The sequence below is a fragment of the Massilia sp. GER05 genome (genome assembly GCF_052056005.1).
Lineage (GTDB): Bacteria > Pseudomonadota > Gammaproteobacteria > Burkholderiales > Burkholderiaceae_D > Telluria > Telluria orientalis.
In genome coordinates this window covers 563,674-588,474 of the sequence record NZ_CP178858.1, presented here as the reverse complement: position 1 = coordinate 588,474, position 24,801 = coordinate 563,674, and the positions used below count along the sequence as shown (strand labels likewise).

Annotated in this window: 19 protein-coding genes and 1 riboswitch; of the genes, 5 read left to right on the top strand and 14 right to left on the bottom strand. The window is 66.2% G+C overall.

Annotated features, from left to right (window positions below; translation table 11 throughout):
• Positions 1 to 23: 23 nt before the first annotated feature.
• The 13 genes from ACL58G_RS02630 to ACL58G_RS02570 form a co-directional block, all read right to left on the bottom strand.
• Positions 24 to 1,259 (bottom strand): ABC transporter permease, encoded by a 1,236-nt coding sequence (locus ACL58G_RS02630; protein WP_440965004.1) that lies wholly within the window; start codon positions 1,257 to 1,259, stop codon positions 24 to 26.
• Between the two features lie 12 nt (positions 1,260 to 1,271).
• Positions 1,272 to 2,582: an ABC transporter permease gene (locus ACL58G_RS02625; protein WP_440965003.1), complete on the bottom strand. Its 1,311-nt coding sequence runs from the start codon at positions 2,580 to 2,582 to the stop codon at positions 1,272 to 1,274.
• Between the two features lie 10 nt (positions 2,583 to 2,592).
• The gene (locus ACL58G_RS02620; protein WP_440965001.1) at positions 2,593 to 3,309 is read right to left on the bottom strand and encodes an ABC transporter ATP-binding protein; all 717 of its coding nucleotides are present in this window, start codon (positions 3,307 to 3,309) and stop codon (positions 2,593 to 2,595) included.
• 20 nt (positions 3,310 to 3,329) lie between these two features.
• The gene (locus ACL58G_RS02615; RefSeq protein WP_440964999.1) at positions 3,330 to 4,637 is read right to left on the bottom strand and encodes an efflux RND transporter periplasmic adaptor subunit; all 1,308 of its coding nucleotides are present in this window, start codon (positions 4,635 to 4,637) and stop codon (positions 3,330 to 3,332) included.
• A gap of 289 nt (positions 4,638 to 4,926) precedes the next feature.
• On the bottom strand, positions 4,927 to 6,699 hold the full coding sequence (atzF, locus tag ACL58G_RS02610; protein ID WP_440964997.1) for an allophanate hydrolase: 1,773 nt from the start codon (positions 6,697 to 6,699) through the stop codon (positions 4,927 to 4,929).
• Between the two features lie 19 nt (positions 6,700 to 6,718).
• The gene (locus ACL58G_RS02605; protein WP_440964995.1) at positions 6,719 to 7,588 is read right to left on the bottom strand and encodes a TorF family putative porin; all 870 of its coding nucleotides are present in this window, start codon (positions 7,586 to 7,588) and stop codon (positions 6,719 to 6,721) included.
• Positions 7,589 to 7,620: 32 nt separating this feature from the next.
• Positions 7,621 to 11,229 carry an urea carboxylase gene (uca, locus tag ACL58G_RS02600; protein ID WP_440964993.1) on the bottom strand — a complete coding sequence of 1,203 codons (3,609 nt, stop codon included), beginning with the start codon at positions 11,227 to 11,229 and terminating at the stop codon, positions 7,621 to 7,623.
• Between the two features lie 9 nt (positions 11,230 to 11,238).
• A complete protein-coding gene (locus tag ACL58G_RS02595; protein WP_440964991.1) occupies positions 11,239 to 11,910 on the bottom strand; it encodes an urea amidolyase associated protein UAAP2 in 672 nt (223 codons plus the stop codon).
• Between the two features lie 10 nt (positions 11,911 to 11,920).
• Positions 11,921 to 12,676, bottom strand: coding sequence for an urea amidolyase associated protein UAAP1 (locus tag ACL58G_RS02590; protein ID WP_413386086.1), 756 nt, complete (start codon positions 12,674 to 12,676; stop codon positions 11,921 to 11,923).
• Between the two features lie 17 nt (positions 12,677 to 12,693).
• Positions 12,694 to 13,527, bottom strand: a complete 834-nt coding sequence (locus ACL58G_RS02585) for an ABC transporter ATP-binding protein (protein WP_440964989.1) — start codon at positions 13,525 to 13,527, stop codon at positions 12,694 to 12,696.
• A 3-nt stretch (positions 13,528 to 13,530) separates the two neighbouring features.
• On the bottom strand, positions 13,531 to 14,367 hold the full coding sequence (locus ACL58G_RS02580; protein ID WP_413386090.1) for an ABC transporter permease: 837 nt from the start codon (positions 14,365 to 14,367) through the stop codon (positions 13,531 to 13,533).
• Between the two features lie 3 nt (positions 14,368 to 14,370).
• Positions 14,371 to 15,372, bottom strand: coding sequence for an ABC transporter substrate-binding protein (locus ACL58G_RS02575; protein ID WP_413386092.1), 1,002 nt, complete (start codon positions 15,370 to 15,372; stop codon positions 14,371 to 14,373).
• Between the two features lie 54 nt (positions 15,373 to 15,426).
• Positions 15,427 to 15,536, bottom strand: a riboswitch (guanidine-I (ykkC/yxkD leader).
• 400 nt (positions 15,537 to 15,936) lie between these two features.
• Positions 15,937 to 17,793: a phosphoethanolamine transferase gene (locus ACL58G_RS02570; RefSeq protein ID WP_440964987.1), complete on the bottom strand. Its 1,857-nt coding sequence runs from the start codon at positions 17,791 to 17,793 to the stop codon at positions 15,937 to 15,939.
• Positions 17,794 to 18,170: 377 nt separating this feature from the next.
• Between ACL58G_RS02570 and rpsL the strand changes: the two genes are divergently transcribed.
• From rpsL to rpsJ, 5 genes are all read left to right on the top strand, one after another.
• Positions 18,171 to 18,554: a 30S ribosomal protein S12 gene (gene rpsL, locus ACL58G_RS02565; RefSeq protein WP_036240557.1), complete on the top strand. Its 384-nt coding sequence runs from the start codon at positions 18,171 to 18,173 to the stop codon at positions 18,552 to 18,554.
• Between the two features lie 127 nt (positions 18,555 to 18,681).
• A complete protein-coding gene (gene rpsG, locus ACL58G_RS02560; protein WP_036240559.1) occupies positions 18,682 to 19,152 on the top strand; it encodes a 30S ribosomal protein S7 in 471 nt (156 codons plus the stop codon).
• Between the two features lie 135 nt (positions 19,153 to 19,287).
• Positions 19,288 to 21,393, top strand: a complete 2,106-nt coding sequence (gene fusA / locus ACL58G_RS02555) for an elongation factor G (RefSeq protein ID WP_440964985.1) — start codon at positions 19,288 to 19,290, stop codon at positions 21,391 to 21,393.
• Positions 21,394 to 21,536: 143 nt separating this feature from the next.
• Positions 21,537 to 22,727, top strand: a complete 1,191-nt coding sequence (tuf, locus tag ACL58G_RS02550) for an elongation factor Tu (protein ID WP_160406738.1) — start codon at positions 21,537 to 21,539, stop codon at positions 22,725 to 22,727.
• A gap of 202 nt (positions 22,728 to 22,929) precedes the next feature.
• Positions 22,930 to 23,247 carry a 30S ribosomal protein S10 gene (rpsJ, locus tag ACL58G_RS02545; RefSeq protein ID WP_005663509.1) on the top strand — a complete coding sequence of 106 codons (318 nt, stop codon included), beginning with the start codon at positions 22,930 to 22,932 and terminating at the stop codon, positions 23,245 to 23,247.
• A 176-nt stretch (positions 23,248 to 23,423) separates the two neighbouring features.
• Here the strand turns inward: rpsJ and ACL58G_RS02540 are convergent, their stop codons facing one another.
• On the bottom strand, positions 23,424 to 24,785 hold the full coding sequence (locus ACL58G_RS02540; protein WP_440964984.1) for an 8-oxoguanine deaminase: 1,362 nt from the start codon (positions 24,783 to 24,785) through the stop codon (positions 23,424 to 23,426).
• Positions 24,786 to 24,801: the final 16 nt, after the last annotated feature.

Here is a 24,801-nt window from a genome sequence, read left to right as displayed (position 1 = left end):
TCCGCTAGCATATCACTGCCGGGTCACACGCTGCGCGTCGCGGTGGCCGGCGAAATGCTGGCCGCGCGCCATGCCGGGCCGTAGGCCGCCGCCACGCCGAGCAGCCAGAAGCCGAGGGCGCCGAACACGAGATAGCCGGCCGGCAGGCGCGCCATCTCCAGCTTGCTGACGAGGAGCTGGTTCAACGCGAGGCCCAGCGCCACGCCGCCGAACACGCCGGCGCTCGTGATCATGAAGTTCTCCGTGATGAAGTAGCGCAGGATGTCGGTCTTCCTCGCGCCCAGCGCGCGCCGCACGCCGATCTGCTTGCGGCGCTGCGTGACCCACAGGCTGGCCATGCCGACGATGCCGCTGGCGGTGATCAGCAGGAGCAGCACGCTCACCGTGACGAGCATCCACTGCAGCGCGACGTCGGCGCGGTAGCGGTCCTTGCGGTCGTCGTCGACGGTCTTCATCTTCGTGATCATCGGCGTGGCCGACGACTTGCGCAGCGCGTCTTCCACTTCCTTCATCACCCGGTCGCGCTGGCCCGGTTCGGTACGGATCGCGTACAGGACCACCGGTTCGCTGCCGTACAGGCGCGCCGGCATGATCACCGACTGCTCGCCCCGTTCGCCGACTTCGCCGTGGGCGCTCATCAGGGCCTGGACGACACCGACCACCTGCACGCCGCGGGCATCCTTGCCGGTGCCGAAGTACATGGTCTTGCCGACGGCCGGCTGCTCCGGCCACAGTTTGTCGGCCAGCGGTTTCGTCAGGATGACCTGGGGCGGCGGTTCGGCCGTCGTGTCCTCGTTCACGTCGAGGAGCTCGGCCGGCAGGAAGTCGCGGCCCTCGACCAGCTTCAGGCCGAAGGTCTGCACGAGCGAGTCGCCGGAAACGAACTGCGAGGCGACGGCGCTCGGCTTGTCCTGGCGGTCATTGACGGCCACGCTCGTGTTGCTGCCGCTGCGCGACAGCGGCATCTGGCTGACGTGGGCGACCGACGCGACGCCGGCCACGGCGCGCAGCACGGCGGTCTGGCGCTTGATGTTGGCCAGCCGCTGCTCCGGCGTGTCGTTCGACAGGTTGCGCACCGTGATGTAGAACGTCGAGTGCTCGTCGGCCAGGCCGGACGGCCGCGCGGCGACGGCACGCCGCTCGTTGACGATGTGGGCCGCGTTGGCCAGGATCGCGAGGCTCAGGGCGACCTGCACCGCGACGAGGATCGGGCCGGTCTTGTTGCGCAGCAGCGCGGACAGGATGGGGCGGATTTCCATGGCGGTTCTCCTTTACTGCGATTTCAGCTGGATGGCGGGCGTGACCTGGCAGGCGCGCCAGGTCGGCAACAGGCCGGCGAGGACGGCGGCGCCGACCGACATCACGAAGGTCACGATCAGCATCTCCCAGTCCATGTGGGCCACGGCGGCCGTCTGCTTGCCCTGCATGGAGATCAGGGCCAGCGCGCCGAACGCGAGGACGAGTCCCAGCACGCCGCCGACGAGGCCCACGACGCCGGTCTCGATGAGGAACTGGCGGAAGATGTCGGCGCGCGAGGCGCCCAGCGCGCGGCGCACGCCGATCTCGGACGCGCGCACCGAGAATTTCGCCAGCAGCAGGCCGACGGTGTTCACGAGGCACAGCACGAGGAAGCCGAACGCGAGCCACGTCTGCAGCTTGCTGTCCTTGCCGACGACCTTCGTGAACACGAGCCACTCCGGCACGTCGTACAGGCGGTTCACGGCGTTGCGCTTCAGGCGGCCCAGCTTGCGCTGGTCGGCCGCGTAGTTGTCGAGCCAGGCCTGCAGGTCGGCGCGGTCGCTCGCCGCCGCCGTTTCGAACCACACCGTGATCCACGTGCACTCCGATGCCAGGCGCGCGGCGAACCCGGCGCCCGGGTTGCCCGAGCAGCTCATGCTGCCGTTGTGCGTGACTTCGTGGCGGATCGACGTCGTGAACGGGATGAAGAATTCCTCGCCGGCGCCGTAGCGCACGCCGCCGTTCAGGCGATAGAAGCGCGGCAGCGGCATCCAGTTGTCGATCACGCCCACGATGGTGAACGGGAAGCCCATCAGCATGACGCGCTGGCCGACGGGGTTGGCGTCGCCGTACAGTTTTTCCGCGATCTCGCGGCTCAGGACCACGACGTCGGCGCCGCGCGCCTCGTCCTGTTCGGTCCAGGCCTGGCCGTGGAGGAAGGGCACGTCGAACATGGCGAAGAAGTCGCGCGTGGGCGCAAGGCCGGACAGGTTGAACGGCTGGATGTCCGCGCGCGGCGGCTGGATCGGCGCGGCGACCCCGTACAGTGCCGTGCGGCGCACGCCCTGGCCGCTTTTTACCAGATTGACGGCGTCCTTGTAGCTGATCTGGATGTCGTCCGGATCCTCGCCCGGCGTGTAGCCCTCGACCGGGCCGTTGTCGATCAGCGGTACGAACAGCCGGGTGCTTTTCTGCGGGATCGGGTCGCTCGACATCATGTGCAGGATCGTCAGCGTCGACACGCTGGCGGCCACGCCGACGGCCAGCGTCAGTACCATCAGCGCGGTGAGGGCAGGGTTGCGGCGCAGGCTGCGCACGCCAAGCCTGAAGTAATAGCCGAACATGGTGCGCTCCTTATGCGGTGACCGTGGCGGACTTCGTGTCGACCAGCGTCGGTCCGCGGCGCACGAGGTCCGACACCTGGCCGTCGATGATGTGCACGTTGCGCGTGGTGCGCACGGCCAGTTCCGGGTCGTGCGTGACCATCAGGATCGTCGTGCCGGCCGCGTTGATTTCTTCCAGCAGTTCCATCACGCCGCGCGCCATCTGCGTATCGAGGTTGCCGGTCGGTTCGTCCGCCAGCAGCAGTTTCGGCGAGCCCGCGAGCGCGCGCGCGATGGCCACGCGCTGCTGCTGGCCGCCGGACAGCTCGGCCGGATAATGCTTCATGCGCGACGCCAGGCCGACTTTCGCCAGCGCGTCCTCGATGCGCTTCTTGCGCTCGGCCGCGTTGAAGCCGCGGTAGCGCAGCGGGACGTCGACGTTGTCGTACAGGTCGAGGTCGGGGATCAGGTTGAAACCCTGGAAGATGAAACCGAGCTTTTCGTTGCGCAGGCGCGAGCGGGCGTTGTCGTCCAAACCCTTCACGTTGACGCCGTCGAGGATGTACTCGCCGGACGTGAATTCCTCGAGCAGGCCGGCGATGTTGAGGAAGCTCGTCTTGCCCGAGCCGGACGGGCCGGTCACGGTGACGAACTCGCCTTCGCGGACTTCGATCTCGAAGCCGCGCAGCGCGTGCGTCTCGATCATGTGGGTGCGGTACACCTTGCTCAAATTGGTCATGCGCAGCATGGCTGTTCCTTTGGGTTGGGTTACTGATTGATCGAGATGCGTTGCGCGTTATTGAAGGCGTCGGTGCCGGCCACCACCACTTTGTCGCCCAGCTTCAGGCCCGAGACGATTTCGACGGCCGACATGCTGGTGGCGCCCATGCGGATCGGCGTGCGCGTGGCGATCCCGTCGCGCACGACGTAGGCATAGCGTCCGCCCTCGCTTTCGACGAACGGGCCGCGCGCCACCATCAGCACGTTCGGGCGTTCCTCGATGAGCAGGCGCGCCGTCACGCGCTGGCTCTGGCGCAGGCCCTTCGGCTGTTCGCCGTCGAAGCGCACGCGCGCCAGCACCATGCTTTTCACGACTTCCGGCGACAGCGCCGACAACTTGCCCGTCGCCGTGCCCGAGGGCAGCGTGACCTCGGCGTTCATGCCCAGGCCCAGGTCGGCCGCATACGTCTCCGGCACCTCGATCTCGACCTCGAGCTTCGACAGGTCGACGAGCGTCATCAGCGGCGCGTTCGCGGCGACGACCATGCGGTCCTGCACGTTCAGGGTGCCGATGAAACCGTCGACGGGCGCGCGCACGGTCAGCTCGTCGACGCGGCGCTGCGCTTCTTCCATCGACAGGCGCGCGCGTTCCAGGTCGTTCAGCTTCGTCTTGATCGCGAGCGCGACGTCCTCGCCTTCCAGCAGCGAGGCCTGCGAGGCGTGCTTCGCGCGGATCTGCGCGGACTGCACCGCGTCCTTCGCCTTCTGGTAATCGATCTTCGCGATGATGCCGAGCTGGCCCACGCTGTCGTAGCGCTCCAGCGTGCGCTGGGCGGACAGGCGGTCGATCTCGGCGGTGTCGGCCTCTTTCTGCGCCAGCAGCTTCTGCTTGCGCGACAGGATCTGCTGGCGCGCCACCTCGGCCTTCAGGCCTTCGTACGCGGACGTCTCGCGTTTCAGCACGTCCGCCAGGTCGGGCGATTCGAGCACGGCCAGCACTTGCCCCTTCTTGACGGTGTCGCCGGCCGCGACCTTCAGGTTGACGGTGGCGGGCGCCTTGGCATACAGCGTCGGGCTGACGGCGGCGACGACGCGGCCGTTGACGGAGGCATCGCGCACGAGCGTGCCGCGCGTGACCTCGGCGATGCGCAGGCGCGACGCGCTGACGGACGCCTCGCTGCCGCGCCACGTCGACACGAGGCCCGCGCACAGTGCGGCCACCAGCACGGCGCTGCCGATCCAGAGCGCGCGGCGCTTCAGCTTGTGGCCCGGGGGCGGGGCGATGACGGCGTCTTGTTGGGATGTATCGCGGATCATGATGTGGACACGGGTTGTGGACAGTGCCTGTATTTGCATGATCCATGCCAGCTGCTAAGCCATTGATTTCATTGGCGTGGACAGCGGACACGGTCGCGTCCGCGACTGTCCGGGGGCAGCGTGGGCGGACAGTGCGGACGGTCTTGATGTCCGGACAGATTCAGGGATTCGGGGTCAGAGCACATTTTCTGAAGTCGAACCGTCGACTTGGCCGACATTGCCAGCCCGTAGCGAGGTAAAAGACAGGCGTTGGCGAAGACGCCAAAAAATAATGTGCTCTGACCCCGAATTTGGGAAATTTCCAAATATCGGGGTCTGACCCCGGTGGTCAGGCTGCGCGTCGTGACAGGTACGCGCGCCACCCGCCGAACACGCTGATGTCGGTGGCGCCCGCGATGGCGGCCGGCTCGCAGATGAAGCCCTTGACCCAGCCGCCGTCCGCCAGTTCGAGCGAGCCGATGCCCAGCGGCGCCGGGATCTCGGCCACGAATTCGCCGAAGCGGCGCAGCGGCAGTTCCCACACTTCGACCTCGATTGCCGCGCCGTCGCGGTCGACCCGCGCCAGGCCCGGCTTGGGCGGCGTCGTGCCCGGCAGCGCGTACAGGCGGTAGTGCGGCGCCGTGTGCGTGGCCGCCACCTTGCGCGCGCCCCGTTCCAGCAGCTGCCAGTTCAGCGGCTGGCCCGCCAGGTGCGCGCCGACGACCGCCACCTGCACCGTCGGTTCGGCGAACGGCAGCGGGTCGGCGGCCAGCGCAGCGGCCTCCGCGCCGCCCAGCAGCGCCGCGGCGGCCGTCGCGAGCAGGTGGTCGCTACCGGTGGAGCCGATCAAGGTGACGCCGGCCGGCAGGCCGTCTGGCCGCGCCGCCCCCGGCACGGCCAGCGCGGCCATGTCGAAGAAGTTCACGAAGTTCGTGTAATACCCCAGTTGCGCATTCAGTTCCACCGGACGTTCCAGCACGTCGGCGATGCGCGGCATGGTCGGCGTCGTGGGCACCAGCAGGAAGTCGTAGCCCGCGAGGCTGTCCTCTGCCGCGCGGCGCAGCGCCGCCAGCCGGTACTGGCCCTTGAACGCATCCGTGGCGTCGTACTCCCTGGCCTGCTCGATGATGCCGGCCACCACCGGATGCGCGGCGCCCTGCTGCGCGTCGATGAAGGCGCCGACGGCGGCGTGCCGCTCCGCGACCCACGGGCCCTGGTACAGCAGGGCGGCGGCGTCGCGGAACGGCGCGTAGTCGACGGTGCCGAACGTGCAGCCGGGGAGGTCGCGCAGGCGCGCCAGGGTCGCCTCGAACGCGGCTTGCGCGGCGGCGTCGCCGAAGAATTCCAGCTGCGCGGGCACGGCGATGCGATAGCCGCGCCTGCGCACGCCCTGCGGTGCAATGCGGCGCGAATACGGGTCGAGCGCATCGTACCCGGCCGCGGCCTGCACCACTTTCCACGCATCGGCCACGTTCGCCGCGAACACGGAGACGCAGTCGAGCGTGCGGCACGCCGGCACCACGCCGCGCGTCGAGAGCAGCCCGCGCGTGGGCTTGAGGCCGACGATGCCGTTCAGGCCAGCCGGCACGCGGCCGGATCCTGCGGTATCCGTGCCGAGCGCGAAGCCGGCCATGCCCAGCGCCACGGCGACGGCGGAGCCGGAACTGGAGCCGCCCGACACGTAATCCGGATTGACCGCGTTGCGCACGGCGCCGTACGGCGAGCGCGTGCCGACGAGGCCCGTCGCGAACTGGTCCAGGTTCGTCTTCCCGACCAGCAGGGCGCCGGCCGCGACGAGTTTTTCCACCACCGGCGCGGATGCGTCCGGCACGTAGGCGTAGGTGGGGCAGGCGGCCGTGGTGGGCATGCCGGCCACGTCGATGTTGTCCTTGACGGCGAACGGGATGCCCAGCAGCGGCAGGCGCGCCAGCGCGGCGGCGCCTTCGGCCGCCAGCACGGCGTCGAGCGCGCGGGCCTGTGCGCGCAGCGCGGCGTCGTCCACGCGGCTGATCCAGATCTCGGGGCGGTCCGCGGCGGCGATGCGGGCCAGTACCTGCTCGATGCAGCGGCTTGGCGTCGATGCGCCGCCCAGGTAGCCGGCGTGGATGTCGGTGATCGTCATGGTATCTCGCATAAGAGGGTCAGAAGGCGTAGCCGAGGGTGGCCAGCAGGCGGTTGCCCTGCTTGACGCCGTAGCGGTTGTCGCCGCCGAGGAGGCCCTGCAGGCCCCAGGTAAAACCGGCGCCGAGCGGCTGCGTGAAGCCGACGGTCAGGTGGCGCCAGCCGCCCGACGCCGGCGCGCCGCCCGCGAAGCAGCCGTTGACGATGAAGCTCGTGCCGGCCGCGCAGCGCGTGCCGGTCAGCGTGTCGACCGTGCCCAGGTAGCGGCCTTCCTTGTGGTACGTGTAGAAGCCGAGCGTGGCGGACAGGGTGATGTCGTGCGGGAGCGGCTGGCTCGCGGCCAGCGTCCAGTAGGTGTCGCCCCGGTTGCCCCAGACGACGTCCTTGAGCAGGGTCTGCGCCGTCACGCTGAACGGGCCGTGGCTGGCGCCCAGCTTGGTCTCGAATGCGTTCGCGTGTTCGCCGTTGACGTAGTAATAGCCCGTCAGGCCGACGGTGTAGCCGATGTCGCCCACCTTGCCGTTGTAGCCGCCGTAGACGTCGTTCTCGATCGATTTCTTGTGCTGGAAATCGGCGATGCCGCGGTCGGCATACGATTCGCCCAGGCGCTTGTACGAGTAGTTGATCTGCGACGCCCAGTAGCCGAGGAAGAAGCCGGACGGGTCGTTCCAGTCCACGCCCCATTGCAGTGCGGGCTGGTCCGACTCGGGCGCGTCGGCGCCGGCGTTGCCCAGGCCCGGCAGGCCGGGGCCATAGGTCGAGCTGACGCCGCGCAGGATGTATTTGCTGACCAGGTCGACGTGGCCGGTGAACGCGGGCGCGTCGTCGGCCCAGGCGGCGCCGGAACACAGCAGGGTGGCAATGGCGAGGATGATCTTCTTGTCGTGCATGCGGGACTCCTTGTAGGGGATGGGTTGCGGATTCAGGATGCGGCCGTGAAGACGGCGATGCGCTGGCCGGCGGCGACGGGCTTGCCCTCGGCGACGAGCCATTCGTCCAGCACGCCGTCGGCGGTGGCGACGACGGGGATTTCCATCTTCATCGATTCGAAGATCGCCAGCGTCTCGCCCTCGCGCACGGCGGCGCCGGGCGGCACGACGATCTTCCACACGCTGCCGGGGACCACGGCGGACAGGTACTGGCTGCCGTCGGGCAGGTCGGCCAGCGCGCCCGCATCGAGCGTCGCTTCCTCGCTGACCCATTCGGCCTGGCCGCTCGTACGCCACCGTTCGCGCTCGGCCTCGAATGCGGCCTGCTGGCGCGTCTTGAACGTGGCGATGGCGTCCGCTTCGCGCGCCAGGAACGCGTTGTAGTCGGCCAGCGAGAACGTGGTCTCCTCGATGCGTACGTCGAAGCGGCCGAGCGGGAAGTCGCGCCGGTGCTCGAGCAGGCGGTCTTCCGTCACCTCGTAGAAGCGGATCTGGTCGAAGAAGCGCAGCAGCCACGGTTTGCCGTCGCGGAAGCTGGCCGTCTGGCGGTAGCGGTTCCACATCTGCACCGTGCGGCCGACGAACTGGTAGCCGCCCGGGCCTTCCATGCCGTACACGCACAGGTAGGCGCCGCCGATGCCGACCGCGTTTTCCGGCGTCCATGTGCGCGCCGGGTTGTACTTGGTCGTCACGAGGCGGTGGCGCGGATCGACGGGCGTAGCGACCGGCGCGCCCAGGTAAACGTCGCCCAGGCCCAGCACCATGTAGCTCGCCTTGAACACGACGTCGTACACGTCGCGGATCGAGTCCAGCCCGTTGATGCGGCGGATGAATTCGATGTTGCTGGGGCACCAGGGCGCGTCCGGGCGCACGGTCGTCTCGTACTTCTGGATCGCGAGGCGCGTCTGCGTGTCGTTCCAGGCGAGCGGCAGGTGCACGATGCGCGACGGGACCACCATGTCCTCCACGGGACCCTGCGCCGCCAGCAGCGCGCCGATCCGCTCCAGCAGGCGCGCGGCGCCCAGGCGGCGATGGTCGAAGTGGACCTGCAGCGAGCGGATGCCGGGCGTGAGGTCGACGACACCAGCCAGGCGTGCATCCTCCAGTGCGCACATCAGCGCATGGACGCGGAAGCGCAGGTTGATGTCCAGCGCGAGGTCGCCGAATTCCACCAGCAGGTAGTCGTCGCCGGCGCGGCGGAACACGACGCGCGTACCGTCGGGCAGCGCCGCCTCGCCCGCGATGGCCGGCTGCGCCAGGCCTTGCGGCGACGCTGGCGGTGTCCACACGGGCGCCGCATCCGGCCGCTCGAACACGGCGTCCAGCGCCGCGCGCAGGGCCGCCGCTTCGTCGACGGACACGCGGTGGAAGCGCACCGTGTCGCCCGGCTTCAGCTGGCCCATCTTCCACAGGTCGCTCGACACGATCACGGCGGGGCACACGAAGCCGCCCAGGCTCGGGCCGTCCGGGCCGAGGATCACGGGCATGTCGCCGGTGAAGTCGATCGAGCCGATGGCATAGGCGTTGTCGTGGATGTTCGACGGGTGCAGGCCCGCTTCGCCGCCGTCCGTGCGTGCCCAGCGCGGTTTCGGGCCGACGAGGCGCACGCCGGTGCGGCTGGAATTGAAGTGCACCTGCCAGTCCGTGCCGAAGAACGTGACGATGTCGTCGTCGGTGAAGAAGTCCGGTGCGCCGTGCGGGCCGTAGTGGACGGCGATGTCCCATTGGTGCGCATAGGCCGGGATCGCGGCGGGTGCGAGTTCGCGCGTGAACGCCGGCACGGGCTTCAGCTTGAGCATGTCGCCCGCGCGCACGGCGCGGCCGCCGTGGCCGCCGAACTGGCCCAAGGTGAACGTGGCGCGGCTGCCGAGGTAGTCCGGCACGTCCAGGCCGCCCGCGAACGCGATGTACGCGCGCACGCCCGCGCCGCGCACGCCGGCGAAGCGCAAGGTTTCGCCGGCGGCGACGGCATGCGCGCGCCAGTTGGCGAGCTCGCGTTTGCCGTCCGCTCCGGTGACGCTGGCCCCGAGGTCCGCGCCGGCCAGCGCGATCGTGCATGCGCAGTTGAAGCGCAAGGTCGCGCCCTGCAGGGTCATCTCCAGCGTGGGTGCGGCGATGTCGTTGCCGAGCAGGTGGTTCGCCACGCGGTGCGCGTAGGCGTCCATCGGCCCGGACGGCGGGATGCCGACGGCCCACAGGCCCAGGCGGCCCGGGTAGTCCTGCACCGTCGTCTGGATGCCGCCGTCCAGCACTTCGACGGTCTGCGGCGCGAAGTCCATCGCGGCCAGCATCTGCGTGATCTGGCGGCCGGCGACGAAATCGTCGTAGCGCAGGATGCGCGCGAGGTAGGCCAGATTGGTTTCGATGCCATCGATGCGCGACGTCTCGAGTGCACGCGCGAGCTGGTCGACGGACGCGGCCCGGTCGTCGGTCTTGACGATCAGCTTGGCCAGCAGCGGGTCATAGTAGGGACTGACGGTGACGCCGCGCTCGACCCACGTGTCCACGCGCAGGCCGGGCGCGAAGTCGACGGCCGTCAGCACGCCGGAACACGGTTGAAAATTGCGCGCCGGGTCTTCGGCATACACGCGCAGCTGCATCGCGTGGCCGTGCGGCACCAGGGACGCCTGCTCCGGCAGCGTGAGTTCGCCGGCCGCCGCGCGGATCATCCATTCGACGAGGTCGACGCCGAACACTTCTTCCGTCACGCCGTGCTCCACCTGCAGGCGCGTGTTCACTTCGAGGAAGTAGAACGCGCCCGTGTCGGCGTCCAGCACGTATTCGACGGTGCCGGCCGACAGGTAGTCGATCGCTGCGCCCAGGCGCACGGCGGTGGCGGCCAGCGCGTGCCGCGTGCCGTCCGACAGGCCCGGCGCGGGCGTCTCCTCGATCACCTTCTGGTTGCGGCGCTGGACCGAGCAATCGCGCTCGCCCAGCGACACGACGTTGCCGCGGCCGTCGCCGAAGATCTGCACCTCCACGTGGCGCGCGCGCTGCACGAATTTTTCCAGGTAGATGCCGCTGTTCTTGAAGTTGTTCTCGGACAGGTGGCGCACGGACGCGTAGGCGCCGGCCAGTTCGTCGTCGTCGCGGCACAGGCGCATGCCGATGCCGCCGCCGCCCGCCGTACTTTTCAGCATGACGGGGTAGCCGATGCGGCGCGCTTCCGCCAGCGCTTCCTCGACGCCGTCCAGCAGGCCGGTCCCCGGGAGCAGCGGCACATCGGCCTTCTGCGCCAGTTCGCGCGCCGTGTGCTTCAGGCCGAAGTCGCGCATCTGCTGCGGCGTGGGGCCGATGAACACGATGCCGGCGGCGGCGCACGCTTCCGCGAAGCCCGCGTTCTCGCTCATGAAGCCGTAGCCGGGGTGGATCGCCTGCGCGCCCGTGTTACGCGCCGCCGCCAGCACACGCTCGGCCGACAGATAGCTGTCGCTGGCGGCGGCTGGGCCCACGCACACGGCTTCGTCGGCCAGGCGCACGTGCAGCGATTCGACGTCGGCCTCGGAATAGATGGCCACCGTCTTCATGCCGAGGCGGCGCGCGGTGCGGATCACGCGGCAGGCGATTTCGCCGCGGTTGGCGATCAGGATCTTGTCGAACATGGCGGTCTTTCAGGCGGAGGGGGAGGCCCCCCAGATCACGAAGCGGACCGGGGTGGGGTTGTAGGCATTGCACGGGTTGTTCAGCTGCGGGCAGTTCGACACGAGCACCAGGACGTCCATCTCGGCGCGCAGCTCGACGTACTTGCCCGGCGCCGACAGGCCGTCCTCGAACGACAGGCCGCCTTGTGCCGTCACCGGCACGTTCATGAAGAAGTTCACGTTGGGGACGAGGTCGCGCTTGTCCATGCCGCTTATTTCAGCTCCATTTTTGGCGCGGGCGAGGGCCAGGAGATAGTTGTCGCGGCAGCTGTGCATGAATTTCGCTTGCAGCGCGTAGCGCACCGTGTTGCTCTCGGCCGCGCAGGCGCCGCCCAGCGTGTCGTGGCGGCCGCACGTGTCGGCCACGATGGACAGCATCGGCCGGCCGCGGTTCGAATACAGCACGGAGCCGGCGGACAGGTAGATGCCGCCCTGGCGCTGCAGCGTGTCGGTGACGCTGTAGCTTTCGGCCGTGTCGGCGGCGTTGTAGAAGATCGTGTCCACGGCCTGGTTGCCTTCCAGGTCGACGATGCGCAGCGTCTGGCCGCGTTTGACTTCGTGCAGCCACGGTTCGCCGGCCGGCAGGTCGTGGATGGCCAGGGCGGCGGCGGGATCGAGCGTGCTCTCGCGCAGGGTGTGCATGACGGTCTCCTCAGCGGTAAATCAGTTCGGTGTTATGAAAACCGCGGCCGTTTTCGGCGCACGACAGGCGGCACGCATCGTCGGCGCCGGCCGGGCCGGAATCCCAGGCCACGATGGCGACCTTGCCCGGCGCGTACTCGGGGCGCGGATCGAGCGGGTGGGGCGCGGTGGAGACGAGGACCAGCGTGTCCATCTCGAAGCGCAGTTCGACGAAGTCGCCGGGCTTTGCGTGGTGTTCGGCGAAGCGGAAACGCCCGTCGGCATCGACCGCCACCCTGGAAAACAGGTTCACGTTCGGCACGAGGTCGCGCAGGCCCAGGCCCCATTTGCCCATCTCGACGAGCAGGCTGTCCTTGCCGTTGCGGTGCATGGCGTTGCGGTGTTCCTGGTAGCGCTTGACGCCGTGGCGGCGGGCGATGCCTTCGGCGTCCGACAGGCCGCACAGCGGGTCGTGCCAGCCCACCGTGTCGCGCGGGATCGACGCGAGGATGCGGCCCATGTCCGAGTACAGCACGTGGCCCGCCGTCAGGTGCGCGGTGTGCTGGGCCTTCAGCGTGTCCGGCACGTTCAGGCGCTCCATGCGTTCGTCGGCGCGGTACAGCAGCACGGCCGCGTTGGCGCCGGCTTCCATCGCGATGAAGCGCAGCGTGGTACCGCGCCGCACGCGGTACGACCAGTGCGCGCCGCCGGGGAAGCGTTCGGTCCACAGCACGCGGGCCGGGTCCAGGTCCGGTGCCAGTTCGAGAGTGTGTTCGGTGAGGGTCATGGTGGCTCCGTCAGTCGTTAGTCTTGTGCTGTGCGGGTGAGTTTTTCGAGCTGTTCCAGGTCGGTCTTGACGCCGGACGTCTCGCGGATGCGGTTCAGGATCTGGCGCTTCAGCGCGGAGAATTCGGGCGCGAGCTTCAGGTCCTGGTGGCGTCTGGCGCCGAACGGCACGTCGACGATCGAATCGATGCGGCCCGGCCGCGGCGCCATCACGACGACGCGCTCGCCCAGGTAGATCGCTTCCTCGACGTCGTGCGTGACGAACACGATGGTGGTCTTTTCCAGGTGGTGGACATGGCGGATCAGGTCGTGCATCACCTCGCGCGTCTGCGCGTCGAGCGCGCCGAACGGCTCGTCCATCAGCAGCACGTCCGGCCGCGCCATCAGCGCCCGCGCGATCGCCACGCGCTGCTGCATGCCGCCCGAGAGTTCGGCCGGATACGCATGCGCCACGTGGGCGAGGCCCATCAAGCCGATGAGGGCGTCGGCGCGGCCGGATGCGATTTCGACGTCGCTCGACGTGGCGGCGGCGTGGTGCCTGAGGCGGCGGCAGAAGCGGATGTTGTCCTTCACCGTCAGCCACGGATACAGGCTGTAGCTCTGGAAGACCATGGCGCGGTCGGCGCCCGGGCCGTCGACGTCGCGGCCGTTGCAGACGATGCTGCCTTGTCCGTATTCCTCCAGGCCGCAGATCGTGCGCAGCAGCGTCGACTTGCCGCAGCCGGACGCGCCGACGAGGGTCACGAATTCGCCGGCGGCGATGTCCAGGTCCACGTGCTGCAGCGCGAGCGTGCGCCGGGCCCCGCGGCCATAGTGTTTGTACAGGCCGCGTACGGTTATCTTGGGTGTCATGGTTCAGCCTCGCAGGTGATGCCAGGGAAAGCAGCGCTTGTGCAGCCAGCGGAACGCCTGGTCCGTGAGCAGGCCCACGAGGCCGATCAGCAGGATGCCCGCGAAGATCTTGTCGGTCTGCAGGAAGCGCTGCGCCTTCAGGATCGCGTAGCCCAGGCCGGAGTTCGCGGCCACCAGTTCGGCCACGACGAGGTACGTCCACGCAAGGCACATCGCGCCGCGCAGCGTCGTCAGGATCGCGGGACGTGCGGCCGGGATCAGCACGTACTTGATGATCTCCTCGTTGGTCGCGCCCATCGTGCGCGCCGCTTCGATCGGCGCGTCCGGCACGCGCGCCACGTCGGCGGCGACGAGCAGCAGCATCTGGAAGAACACGCCGACCCAGATCACGGCGACCTTCGCGCTTTCCTCGATGCCGACCCACAGCATGATCAGGGGGATGAACGCGACGGCCGGCAGGTAGCGGGTGAATTCCGTCAGCGGCTCGAGGAACGCGCGCACCGGCGCATACGTCCCGACCAGCACGCCGAGCGGCACGGCGACGAGGGCCGCGACGCAGAAGCCGCCCAGCACGCGGCCGATGCTGACGATGACGTCGCCCAGCAGGTCGCCGTCGCGGTACCACTCGCCCAGCTGGGCCAGCACCTGCCACGGCGGCGGCAGGAATACGGGATCGGCCCAGCCGTTCAGCGAGACGAGGATCCACACGGCCAGCGGCAGCACGAAGCCGGCGACGGCCAGCGCGAGCGCGCTGCGGCGGCGCAGGTCGCCGCGCACGTCCCAGGGGGAGCGGCGGTTGCGCGTGACCGCGCGATCGGGAGGGGACAGGTCGTCGCGCATGGCTTACTTCTTGAGGGCGTCGGCCAGCAGCGAGGCATCGATGCCGGCGGCGTAGTCGACCGGGCCGGCGACCAGCTTGTTCGTGCTGAGGAATTTGTGGATCTCGGGACCGGCCGCGACGAGCGACTGTGGCTTGCCGGCATCGAGCGCGGCCTGGTTGTCGGCGCGGTCGAAGAAGCGCGTGCCCGGCAGGAAGACCTTGTACTCGGCCGGCTTGATGCCGACGACTTTCGCCATGATCTGCACCGCTTCGTCCGGATGGTCGTGGATGAAGGCCTGCGTGTCGAACCACGCCTGGATCATGCCGACGAGGTCCTGGCGCTTGGTCTTGTCGCGCAGGGCCTTGCCGTGGGCGACGAGCAGGTCGGGGACGAGGCCCGGCATGTCGCGCGACGTGAACAGCGCGTGGCCCTTGCCGCTCGCCTGGATCTTGTTGACCCACGGGTTCCACACGACGGCGGCGTCCACGCGGCCGGCCACGAACGCGGCGGCCGCATCGCCGGCGGACAGGTTGACGACCTTGACGTCATTCATGCTCATGCCGTTGCGGGCCAGCGCCGTGGCCAGCACGAAATGCGAAATGCTGAACTGCTCCAGCGCCACCGTGCGGCCCTTCAGGTCCGCGAACGACTTGATCTTCGGGCCGACCATCAGCGCGTCGTTGCCGGCCGAGTTGTCGTTGACCAGCACGGCCTTCACGTCGACCTTCTTCGCCAGCGGCGTCATGGTGTCCGACCACGTCTGCGCATTGGCATCGAGCTGGCCGGCCGACAGCGCGGCGACGGAATCCGTGTAATTACCGAACCAGACCAGCTTGACGTTGGCGCCGTGCCGCTTGAAGAACCCCTTCTGGTCCGCGACGTACCAGGCCACCCAGCCCGGCCAGTCGGACAGGCCGACCTTGACCTCGGCGTGCGCGGGCCCGGCGGCCGACAGCGCCGCGCACAGGGCGAAGACCGTTGCGATGGAACTGCGAAGGATGCGGTGGTGCTGGAAGAAACGCATGATGGAGCTCCCGAAGTGGATAAAAACGAGAGGCAAGCGATTGCGGCGCAATCGTCCTCCCGGGCTTTTATCCCTCCGTGTAGCTCCTTGCCGCGGCGCGGCGGGGAACCGGCAGCTCTCGGACCAGCACCGCTCGCGCGGTCGGAACCCTAGCCACCTTGTCGAGATGTGCGCGATGCCGACATCGGCCCACCTCTCGTTGCAGGTTCAATCTGCAAGAACGGTGCCAGCCGGGTCCGGCCGGGCTTTACCTGTGTGAGGGCCGCGGGCGCACGTTCGCGGCGCGCCGCAGCGGTGCATTCATGCGCCGATCTGGTGCGTATTTCACGCGGGTCGTGCGCCACGGCGGTGGACGCGGGCGGGCATCGACCTTGCATGGGATGGATCACGATCACGCCGCGGAGCACCGATGCCCACCTTTGCCAGCACCTTGTGTCGCCGTCTCGCCCGGCTCGCTTGGGCGTTCCTGTACCTGCTGGCCTCGCGGCCGGCACCACCGGGGTCAGAGCCCGATTTTTGGAAATTTCCCAAAAAAGGGCTCTGACCCCGGTTTGAGATGGCGCATCAGTCGCGCGGCAATGGCTTGCCCTTGGCGATGACTTCGTGGCAGTCGCCCTTGATGGTGGCATTGTCGTAGTCGGTCCAGCCGTAGCTGTCGACGTAGCGCTTGTGCTGCTTGAAGGCGGCGTTGACGAAGCTCCACTCCAGGCGCTCGTCCGGGTAGCGCACGTCGCCCAGGTCGAGCAGGGTGTGGAACATGTTTTCCGTCGCCAGCTTCGCCTTGCGGTGGCGGCGCAGTTGCGTGACCTTGTCCGGGAATCGCTCCGCGTACGTATCCGAATACCAGGCGAACGCGGGGACGTGGAATTCGTATTGCGTGTTGTGGCCATGGAAGGCGAGGCGGCAGCTGTTGTCGTACAGCGTCTGGCCATGGTCGGCCACGTACAGCATGGCGGCCGGCTTGTCGGCTTCCTTCAGCGTGCCGATGACGTGGTCGAGGAACCAGTCCGTGTACAAGATCGAGCTGTCGTAGCTGTTGTTCAGCTTGTCCTTGATGCGGATGTCCGTGTAGACGGGCTTGTCGATGCCGTACAGCGACGGCAGCCATTTGTCGAACTGCTTCGGGTAGCGGTGGCTGTAGTTCCAGTGGCTGCCCAGCGTGTGCAGCACGATCAGTTTCTTCGGCGCCGGATCCGCGACGGCATGCTTCAGCGGTCCGAACAGGATTTCGTCGTAATTGGAATTGTCCGTGAAGCCGCCCAGGTTCAGGAAGTCGACGACGTCCGCTTCCTTCGCGAACACGGACACGGGCGTGTCGAATTTGCCGAACGAGATCTGGTTCGACAGCCAGAACGTTTTATAGCCCGCTTCCTTGAACGCGGTCAGGAACGATTTTTCCGAGAACCCGTCCTTGAGGCTTTGCGTGGCCGGCTTGCGCGAGATGATGACGGGGACGCTCAGGCGCGTGGCCGACACGGACGTGATCACGTCGCGCAGCGGCACCAGGTTGTCTTCCTTGGACAGCAGCGGGTTCGTATCGCGGTCGTAGCCGTTCAGGCTCCAGCGGTCGTAGCGCGACGATTCGCCGATCACCATCACGATCACCTGCGGGTCGTCGTTCGGCGCGGCCAGGTGCGCGTGGAAGCGGAAGTTGGCGCTGCGCCGGTTCAGGTCGGCGAGATAGACCCGCTCCTTGTAGAAATCGACGCCGCGCGCGGCCAGGCCGAACGGCCAGGAGTGGGCGAACGTGTCCAGGTCGAACGGCAGCTTCATCCAGTGCGCCAGCGGCGGCAGCGAGGCGGGGCGGGGGATGCTGGATGGACGGGGCGGGGCGGTCTCTTCGCTGGCGGCCTCGACGCTGTCGGAGGCTTTCACGAGCCGCACGCTGGCCGCTGCCGGGCCGGCACCCGCGAGCGGCGGCGGCGCGACGCCGTACTTCAGGCCGTAGGCGAACACGACGGCCACGACCGCCAGTACGCCCACCACGACGGGGCGCGACACGTCGGCCCAGTCGAGGTCGCGCGTGCGCCAGGCGGCGATCCAGCTCGTGACGAACCACGCGAGCATGCCGACGAAGACGCCGGCCAGCAGCCAGACTTTGCTGCCGAGGAATTCCATGGCCTCGGCCGGGCTCGTCTCCGCGATGATGCCGAGGTGGTGCGTGGAAATGCCCTGGCCGTAGAACGCATATAAATAAAGCTCGACGGGCAGCGCGAGGAACGCGGGCAGCAGCAGCCAGTGGAAGTACGCCGGGCGCTTGAACACGCCCCACACGCCCAGCCAGGCCAGCAGTTCGATGCCGGCCACCTGGCCGGGGTGCGACAGCGGCTGGCCGAACAGCGGCGCCACGTACGGCACGCAGGACAGGAGCAGATAAGTGAGCGCGACGTACAGGTTGCGCGGGCGTAGCAGGAATGACATCGAACGGACGTGTGCGGCAGCGCGGAGGCGAAGTCCGCTATTATCCGATTTTTGCCAGGGGTAACGCTATTCCCTCTGCACAACGGATGAAATCCGGCGTACACTGGCTGTGTCGTTATCACGACATCTACTGAGCAATTACACAATCTTCCGCCGCTGTCGCGGTGCCCGGTCAGCAAGTTTGTTGACCCGGTCCCGCTTCAGGTCTATACTCGCGAGTTCTCGAATTATTCTGCGCATGGTTTACGCATAACAGCCGCTCCCGCTGGTGAGTGGCTGTCGTCGCCTGTACGGAAAGTAGCGGGACAAGGTTTCAGCCCCCGGAAGCAAGAACCCCGGGTCATTAACTAGTAGTCATTTTGTTGGATTTTTGAACGATGCCAACCATCAATCAACTGATTCGCAAGCCGCGTGAAGCCGCGGTTGTGAAGAGCAAGTCGCCGGCACTGGAAAACTGCCCGCAAAAGCGTGGTGTCTGCACCCGTGTCTACACGACGACCCCGAAGAAGCCGAACTCGGCACTGCGTAAAGTCGCCAAAGTTCGCCTGACCAACGGTTTCGAAGTCATTTCGTACATCGGCGGTGAAGGCCACAACCTGCAGGAACACTCGGTCGTGCTGATCCGCGGCGGTCGTGTGAAAGACTTGCCGGGTGTGCGTTACCACATGGTCCGCGGTGCACTGGATACCCAGGGCGTGAAAGACCGTAAGCAGGCCCGTTCGAAGTACGGTGCCAAGCGTGCCAAGGCTGCCAAGAAGTAATCTTCTTGCAATCTGGGTAAATTAATATTGAGTTAGTTGAGGCGGCCGGAAGGCCGAGTAAGTGAAGGGCTTTGATGGCCTTTCGCGAGTGCGATAAGCGCTCAACTGAAGACAAAAAGGAATTGAAATGCCACGTCGTCGTGAAGTACCCAAGCGCGAGATTCTGCCGGATCCGAAATTCGGCAACACCGATGTCGCCAAGTTCGTCAACGTTCTGATGCTGTCCGGTAAGAAATCGGTCGCTGAGAACATCATCTACGGTGCATTCGACTACATCCAGTCCAAATCGGGCAAGGACCCGCTGGAAGTGTTCGCAACCGCGATCAACAACTGCAAGCCGATGGTCGAGGTGAAATCCCGCCGCGTCGGTGGCGCCAACTACCAGGTGCCGGTTGAAGTGCGTCCGGTCCGCCGTATGGCCCTGTCTATGCGTTGGTTGCGCGAAGCCGCAAACAAGCGTAGCGAAAAATCCATGCCGCATCGCCTGGGTGGCGAGCTGATGGAAGCAGCAGAAGGCCGCGGCGGCGCGATGAAGCGTCGTGATGAAGTTCACCGTATGGCTGAAGCGAACAAGGCGTTCTCGCACTTCCGCTTCTAAGCAGATGGCCCAATCGCTTCGGGGGCAGAACGCCTCCGGGGTGGTGCGGCCATGCAGTATCCGTTGTTCAGGCCGAGCTCATTTTGATCACCAGAATGCTGCTCGGTTTTGTCCATTCAAAAGTTAGGAAAATTTATGGCACGCACTACCCCTATTGAGCGCTACCGTAACATCGGTATCTCCGCTCACATCGACGCCGGTAAGACGACGACCACCGAGCGCATCCTGTTCTACACCGGTGTCAACCACAAGATCGGTGAAGTGCACGACGGTGCAGCAACCATGGACTGGATGGAGCAGGAGCAAGAGCGCGGCATCACCATTACCTCGGCAGCGACGACCTGCTTCTGGAAGGGTATGGCCAACAACTTCGAGCCGCACCGCTTCAACATCATCGATACCCCGGGCCACGTCGACTTCACCATCGAGGTGGAGCGTTCGATGCGCGTCCTGGACGGCGCCTGCATGGTCTACTGTGCAGTCGGCGGCGTGCAGCCGCAGTCGGAAACCGTGTGGCGTCAGGCTAACAAGTACAAAGTCCCGCGTCTGGCCTTCGTCAACAAGATGGACCGTACCGGTGCGAACTTCTTCAAGGTGTACGAGCAGATGCGCGCCCGCCTGAAGGCCAACCCGATCCCGCTGCAGATCCCCATCGGCGCCGAAGACAACTTCAAGGGCGTGGTCGACCTGGTCAAGATGAAGGCGATCTACTGGGACGACGCTTCGCAGGGCATGAAGTTCGACTACCGCGACGTGCCGGCCGAGCTGGTCGACCAGGCCAACGAATGGCGCGAGAAGCTGGTCGAAACGGCCGCCGAAGCGACCGAAGACCTGATGAACAAGTATCTCGAAGAGGGCGAACTGTCCGAAGAAGAGATCAAGAAGGCACTGCGCACGCGTACCATCAACGGCGAAATCGTCCCGATGATGTGCGGCACCGCGTTCAAGAACAAGGGCGTGCAGGCGATGCTGGACGCCGTCATCGAATACCTGCCGTCGCCGGTCGACATCCCGCCGGTCGCAGGTACCGACGAAGACGACCAGCCGGTGACCCGCAAGGCCGACGACAGCGAGAAATTCGCTGCGCTGGCATTCAAGATCATGACCGACCCGTTCGTCGGCCAGCTGATCTTCTTCCGCGTGTATTCGGGCGTCATCAACTCGGGCGATACCGTCTACAACCCGATCAAGGGCAAGAAAGAACGCGTCGGCCGTATTCTGCAGATGCACGCGAACCAGCGCGAAGAGATCAAGGAAGTTCGTGCGGGCGACATCGCCGCAGCCGTGGGCCTGAAAGAAGCGACCACCGGTGAAACGCTGTGCGACCCGGCCGCCCCGATCATCCTGGAAAAGATGGTGTTCCCGGAGCCGGTGATCCAGCAGGCCGTCGAGCCGAAGACCAAGGCCGACCAGGAAAAAATGGGTCTGGCACTGAACCGTCTGGCTCAGGAAGACCCGTCGTTCCGCGTGCGTACCGACGAAGAATCGGGCCAGACCATCATCGGTGGTATGGGCGAGCTGCACCTGGAAATTATCGTCGACCGCATGAAGCGTGAATTCGGCGTGGAAGCGACCGTCGGCAAGCCGCAGGTTGCATACCGCGAAACGATCCGCAAGGCCGTCACCGATGTCGAAGGCAAGTTCGTCAAGCAGTCGGGTGGTCGTGGTCAGTACGGTCACGCCGTCCTGAACATCGAACCGCAAGAGCCGGGTAAGGGCTTCGAGTTCGTCGACGCCATCAAGGGCGGTGTGGTTCCGCGCGAATACATCCCGGCAGTCGAAAAGGGTGTGCGCGAGACGCTGTCGAGCGGTGTCATGGCCGGCTACCCGGTCGTGGACGTCAAGGTCACGCTGGTGTTCGGTTCGTACCACGACGTGGACTCGAACGAAAACGCGTTCCGTATGGCCGGTTCGATGGCATTCAAGGAAGGCTGCCGTAAAGCCAGCCCGGTCATCCTCGAGCCGATGATGGCCGTGGAAGTGGAAACGCCGGAAGACTACGCCGGTACCGTGATGGGCGACCTGTCGTCCCGCCGCGGTATGGTGCAGGGCATGGACGAAATCCCGGGCGGCGGCGGCAAGATCATCAAGGCCGAAGTCCCGCTGTCGGAAATGTTCGGTTACTCGACCGTGCTGCGTTCGGCAACCCAGGGTCGTGCGACCTACACGATGGAATTCAAGCACTATGCTGAAGCACCGAAGCATGTGATGGACGCCATCGTGACGGCTAAGGCCAAGTAATAGTCAATTGGGGACAGAGCAGAAGGCGATGAACCCTGCTCTGTCCCACAAAGCGTTACAAATAGTTGGGGACAGAGCAGAAGGCGTAAGCCCTGCTCTGTCCCACAAATAAATAAAATATTGTCTTTTAAAGGAAGATCAAAATGGCAAAGGAAAAATTCGAACGGACCAAGCCGCACGTGAACGTCGGCACCATCGGTCACGTTGACCACGGCAAAACCACCCTGACGGCTGCAATCGCAACCGTTCTGTCGAAGAAATTCGGCGGTGAAGCCAAGGCCTACGACCAGATCGACGCGGCTCCGGAAGAAAAAGCACGCGGCATCACCATCAACACCGCGCACGTCGAGTACGAAACGGCCAACCGCCACTACGCACACGTCGACTGCCCGGGCCACGCCGACTACATCAAGAACATGATCACCGGCGCAGCGCAGATGGACGGCGCGATCCTGGTGTGCTCCGCTGCTGACGGCCCGATGCCGCAGACCCGCGAACACATCCTGCTGGCTCGCCAGGTGGGTGTTCCGTACATCATCGTGTTCCTGAACAAGTGCGACCTGGTCGACGACGCGGAACTGCTGGAACTGGTCGAAATGGAAGTGCGCGAGCTGCTCTCGAAGTACGAGTTCCCGGGCGACGACCTGCCGATCATCAAGGGTTCGGCTCGTATGGCGCTGGAAGGCCAGCAGGGCGAAATGGGCGAAGACTGCATCATCCGCCTGGCTGAAGCTCTGGACACCTACATCCCGACCCCGGAACGTGCTGTTGACGGCGCCTTCCTGATGCCGGTGGAAGACGTGTTCTCGATCTCGGGCCGCGGTACCGTGGTGACCGGTCGTGTCGAGCGCGGCATCATCAAGGTCGGTGAAGAGATCGAAATCGTCGGTATCGTCGATACGGTCAAGACGACCTGCACCGGCGTCGAAATGTTCCGCAAGCTGCTGGACCAGGGTCAAGCTGGCGACAACGTCGGCCTGCTGCTGCGTGGCACCAAGCGTGAAGACGTCCAGCGTGGCCAGGTCCTGGCCAAGCCGGGTTCGATCAAGCCGCACACCGACTTCACGGGCGAAGTGTACGTCCTGTCGAAGGACGAAGGCGGCCGTCACACCCCGTTCTTCAACAACTACCGTCCGCAGTTCTACTTCCGTACGACTGACGTGACCGGCTCGATCGTTCTGCCGGCCGACAAAGAGATGGTCATGCCGGGCGACAACGTGTCGATCACCGTCAAGCTGATCGCTCCGATCGCGATGGAAGAAGGTCTGCGCTTCGCAATCCGCGAAGGTGGCCGTACCGTCGGCGCCGGCGTGGTTGCCAAGATCATCGCCTAATAGCGATATCGTAGGGTGGGCACGGGGTGCCCACCCTACGTCGTAGCAATGAGACAGAGGGGCAGAGCGAAAGTTCTGTCCCTTCTGTTTGTGCAGTAAGGGGTGAATCGGTGTTATACTGCCGTCCCCTCCGCAGTATCCGCAGTACCTGACACATGATTGCCGGCCCGTGTGCCGGTTCGTTCTTTTTTAAGGAAATAGCATGTCCGCTCCGAATCAGAAAATCCGTATCCGCCTGAAAGCGTTCGACTACAAGCTGATCGACCAGTCCGCCCTGGAAATCGTCGACACCGCCAAGCGCACCGGCGCAGTCGTCAAGGGCCCGGTTCCGCTGCCGACCCGCATCCAGCGCTTCGACGTGCTGCGTTCCCCGCACGTGAACAAGACCTCGCGCGACCAGTTCGAAATCCGTACGCACCAGCGTCTGATGGACATCGTGGACCCGACCGACAAGACCGTCGACGCGCTGATGAAGCTGGACCTGCCGGCTGGCGTTGACGTCGAAATCAAGCTGCAGTAATCGTTTCAAGCGCCCTGGCGGCCTTGCCGCCGGCGCATGCAAAACGGCCCATCTACTTCGCGGTAGATGGGCCGTTTGCTTTTGCCGTCGTCCCTGCGAAGGCAGGGCCCCAGTTCGTTGCACAGCTGGCAAACTTGGGTTCCCGCCTGCGCGGGAACGACGGTTTTAAGTGTTTCTTATCTCGACAACTGCACCAACTCCTCCGCCAGCCGGTTGTGCCGCTCCAGCACCACCGGCAGATCGACGGTCCGCAACACCCCATCCTTCACGACGACCTTGCCGTTGATGACGCTGTGATTCACGTTGGCCGGCGTGCAGAACACGAGTGCCGCCACGGGATCGTGCAGCGCGCCCGCGAAGCCCACGCCGTCCAGCTTGAACATGACGACGTCCGCCGACATGCCCGGCGCGATGCTGCCGATGTCGTCGCGATCGAGCACTTTCGCGCCGCCCAGCGTGGCGAGTTCCAGCGCCTGGCGCGCCGTCATCGCATCCGGGCCGAAGCCCACGCGCTGCAGCAGCATCGCCTGGCGCACCTCGCCCAGCATGTGCGCGCCGTCGTTCGACGCGCTGCCGTCCACCCCGAGGCCCACGGGCACGCCGGCGTCGACCATCTTGCGCACGGGCGCGATGCCGGACGCGAGGCGCATGTTCGAGCACGGGCAGTGCGCGACGCCGGTGCCGGTCCGTGCGAACAAATGAATGCCCGCGTCGTCCAGCTGCACGCAGTGCGCGTGCCACACGTCGTGGCCGACCCACCCGCAATCTTCCGCATATTCGGCCGGCGTCATGTTGAATTTCTCGCGGCTGTAGGCAATGTCGTTGACGTTTTCCGCGAGGTGCGTGTGCAGCGACACGCCGTGGCTGCGCGCCAGCAGCGCCGCTTCCTTCATCAGGTCGCGCGACACGGAGAACGGCGAGCAGGGCGCCACGACGATCCGCTGCATCGCATGGCGCGAAGCGTCGTGGTACGTCTCGATGAGGCGCTGCGTGTCCTTCAGGATCGCCGTTTCGTCTTCCACGACGCTGTCCGGCGGCAGGCCGCCTTCCGAACGGCCCACGCTCATCGCGCCGCGCGACGCGTGGAAGCGCATGCCGATGGTGTGCGCCGCTTCGATGCTGTCGTCGAGGCGGCAATCGTTCGGGTAGATGTACAGGTGGTCGCTGCTCGTCGTGCAGCCCGACAGGATCAGTTCCGCCATCGCGGTGAGCGTCGACACGTGGACCATCTCGCCCGTCAGGTTCGCCCACACGGGGTACAGGTTCGTCAGCCAGTTGAAGAGTTCGCCGTCCTGCGCGGCCGGGATCACGCGCGTGAGGCTCTGGAACATATGATGGTGCGTGTTGACGAGGCCGGGGATGACGACGTGGCCCGTCGCGTCGATGACCTCGTCTGCATGCTGAGGGAGGTCGTCCGTCGTGCCCACTTGTTCGATCACGTTGCCGCGAATGAAGACGGCGCCATCCGCGATTTCGCGGCGCGCGGCATCCATCGTGACGAGGACGCGCGCATTCTTGATCAGGAGAGTTTTGCTCATAAGTTCCACTTTTTTA

Coding starts and splice junctions, on each gene's coding strand:
- ACL58G_RS02630 (WP_440965004.1), bottom strand. CDS start 1,259: ATGGAAATCCGCCCCATCCTGTCCGCGCTGCTGCGCAACAAGACCGGC.
- ACL58G_RS02625 (WP_440965003.1), bottom strand. CDS start 2,582: ATGTTCGGCTATTACTTCAGGCTTGGCGTGCGCAGCCTGCGCCGCAAC.
- ACL58G_RS02620 (WP_440965001.1), bottom strand. CDS start 3,309: ATGCTGCGCATGACCAATTTGAGCAAGGTGTACCGCACCCACATGATC.
- ACL58G_RS02615 (WP_440964999.1), bottom strand. CDS start 4,637: ATGCAAATACAGGCACTGTCCACAACCCGTGTCCACATCATGATCCGC.
- atzF (WP_440964997.1), bottom strand. CDS start 6,699: ATGACGATCACCGACATCCACGCCGGCTACCTGGGCGGCGCATCGACG.
- ACL58G_RS02605 (WP_440964995.1), bottom strand. CDS start 7,588: ATGCACGACAAGAAGATCATCCTCGCCATTGCCACCCTGCTGTGTTCC.
- uca (WP_440964993.1), bottom strand. CDS start 11,229: ATGTTCGACAAGATCCTGATCGCCAACCGCGGCGAAATCGCCTGCCGC.
- ACL58G_RS02595 (WP_440964991.1), bottom strand. CDS start 11,910: ATGCACACCCTGCGCGAGAGCACGCTCGATCCCGCCGCCGCCCTGGCC.
- ACL58G_RS02590 (WP_413386086.1), bottom strand. CDS start 12,676: ATGACCCTCACCGAACACACTCTCGAACTGGCACCGGACCTGGACCCG.
- ACL58G_RS02585 (WP_440964989.1), bottom strand. CDS start 13,527: ATGACACCCAAGATAACCGTACGCGGCCTGTACAAACACTATGGCCGC.
- ACL58G_RS02580 (WP_413386090.1), bottom strand. CDS start 14,367: ATGCGCGACGACCTGTCCCCTCCCGATCGCGCGGTCACGCGCAACCGC.
- ACL58G_RS02575 (WP_413386092.1), bottom strand. CDS start 15,372: ATGCGTTTCTTCCAGCACCACCGCATCCTTCGCAGTTCCATCGCAACG.
- ACL58G_RS02570 (WP_440964987.1), bottom strand. CDS start 17,793: ATGTCATTCCTGCTACGCCCGCGCAACCTGTACGTCGCGCTCACTTAT.
- rpsL (WP_036240557.1), top strand. CDS start 18,171: ATGCCAACCATCAATCAACTGATTCGCAAGCCGCGTGAAGCCGCGGTT.
- rpsG (WP_036240559.1), top strand. CDS start 18,682: ATGCCACGTCGTCGTGAAGTACCCAAGCGCGAGATTCTGCCGGATCCG.
- fusA (WP_440964985.1), top strand. CDS start 19,288: ATGGCACGCACTACCCCTATTGAGCGCTACCGTAACATCGGTATCTCC.
- tuf (WP_160406738.1), top strand. CDS start 21,537: ATGGCAAAGGAAAAATTCGAACGGACCAAGCCGCACGTGAACGTCGGC.
- rpsJ (WP_005663509.1), top strand. CDS start 22,930: ATGTCCGCTCCGAATCAGAAAATCCGTATCCGCCTGAAAGCGTTCGAC.
- ACL58G_RS02540 (WP_440964984.1), bottom strand. CDS start 24,785: ATGAGCAAAACTCTCCTGATCAAGAATGCGCGCGTCCTCGTCACGATG.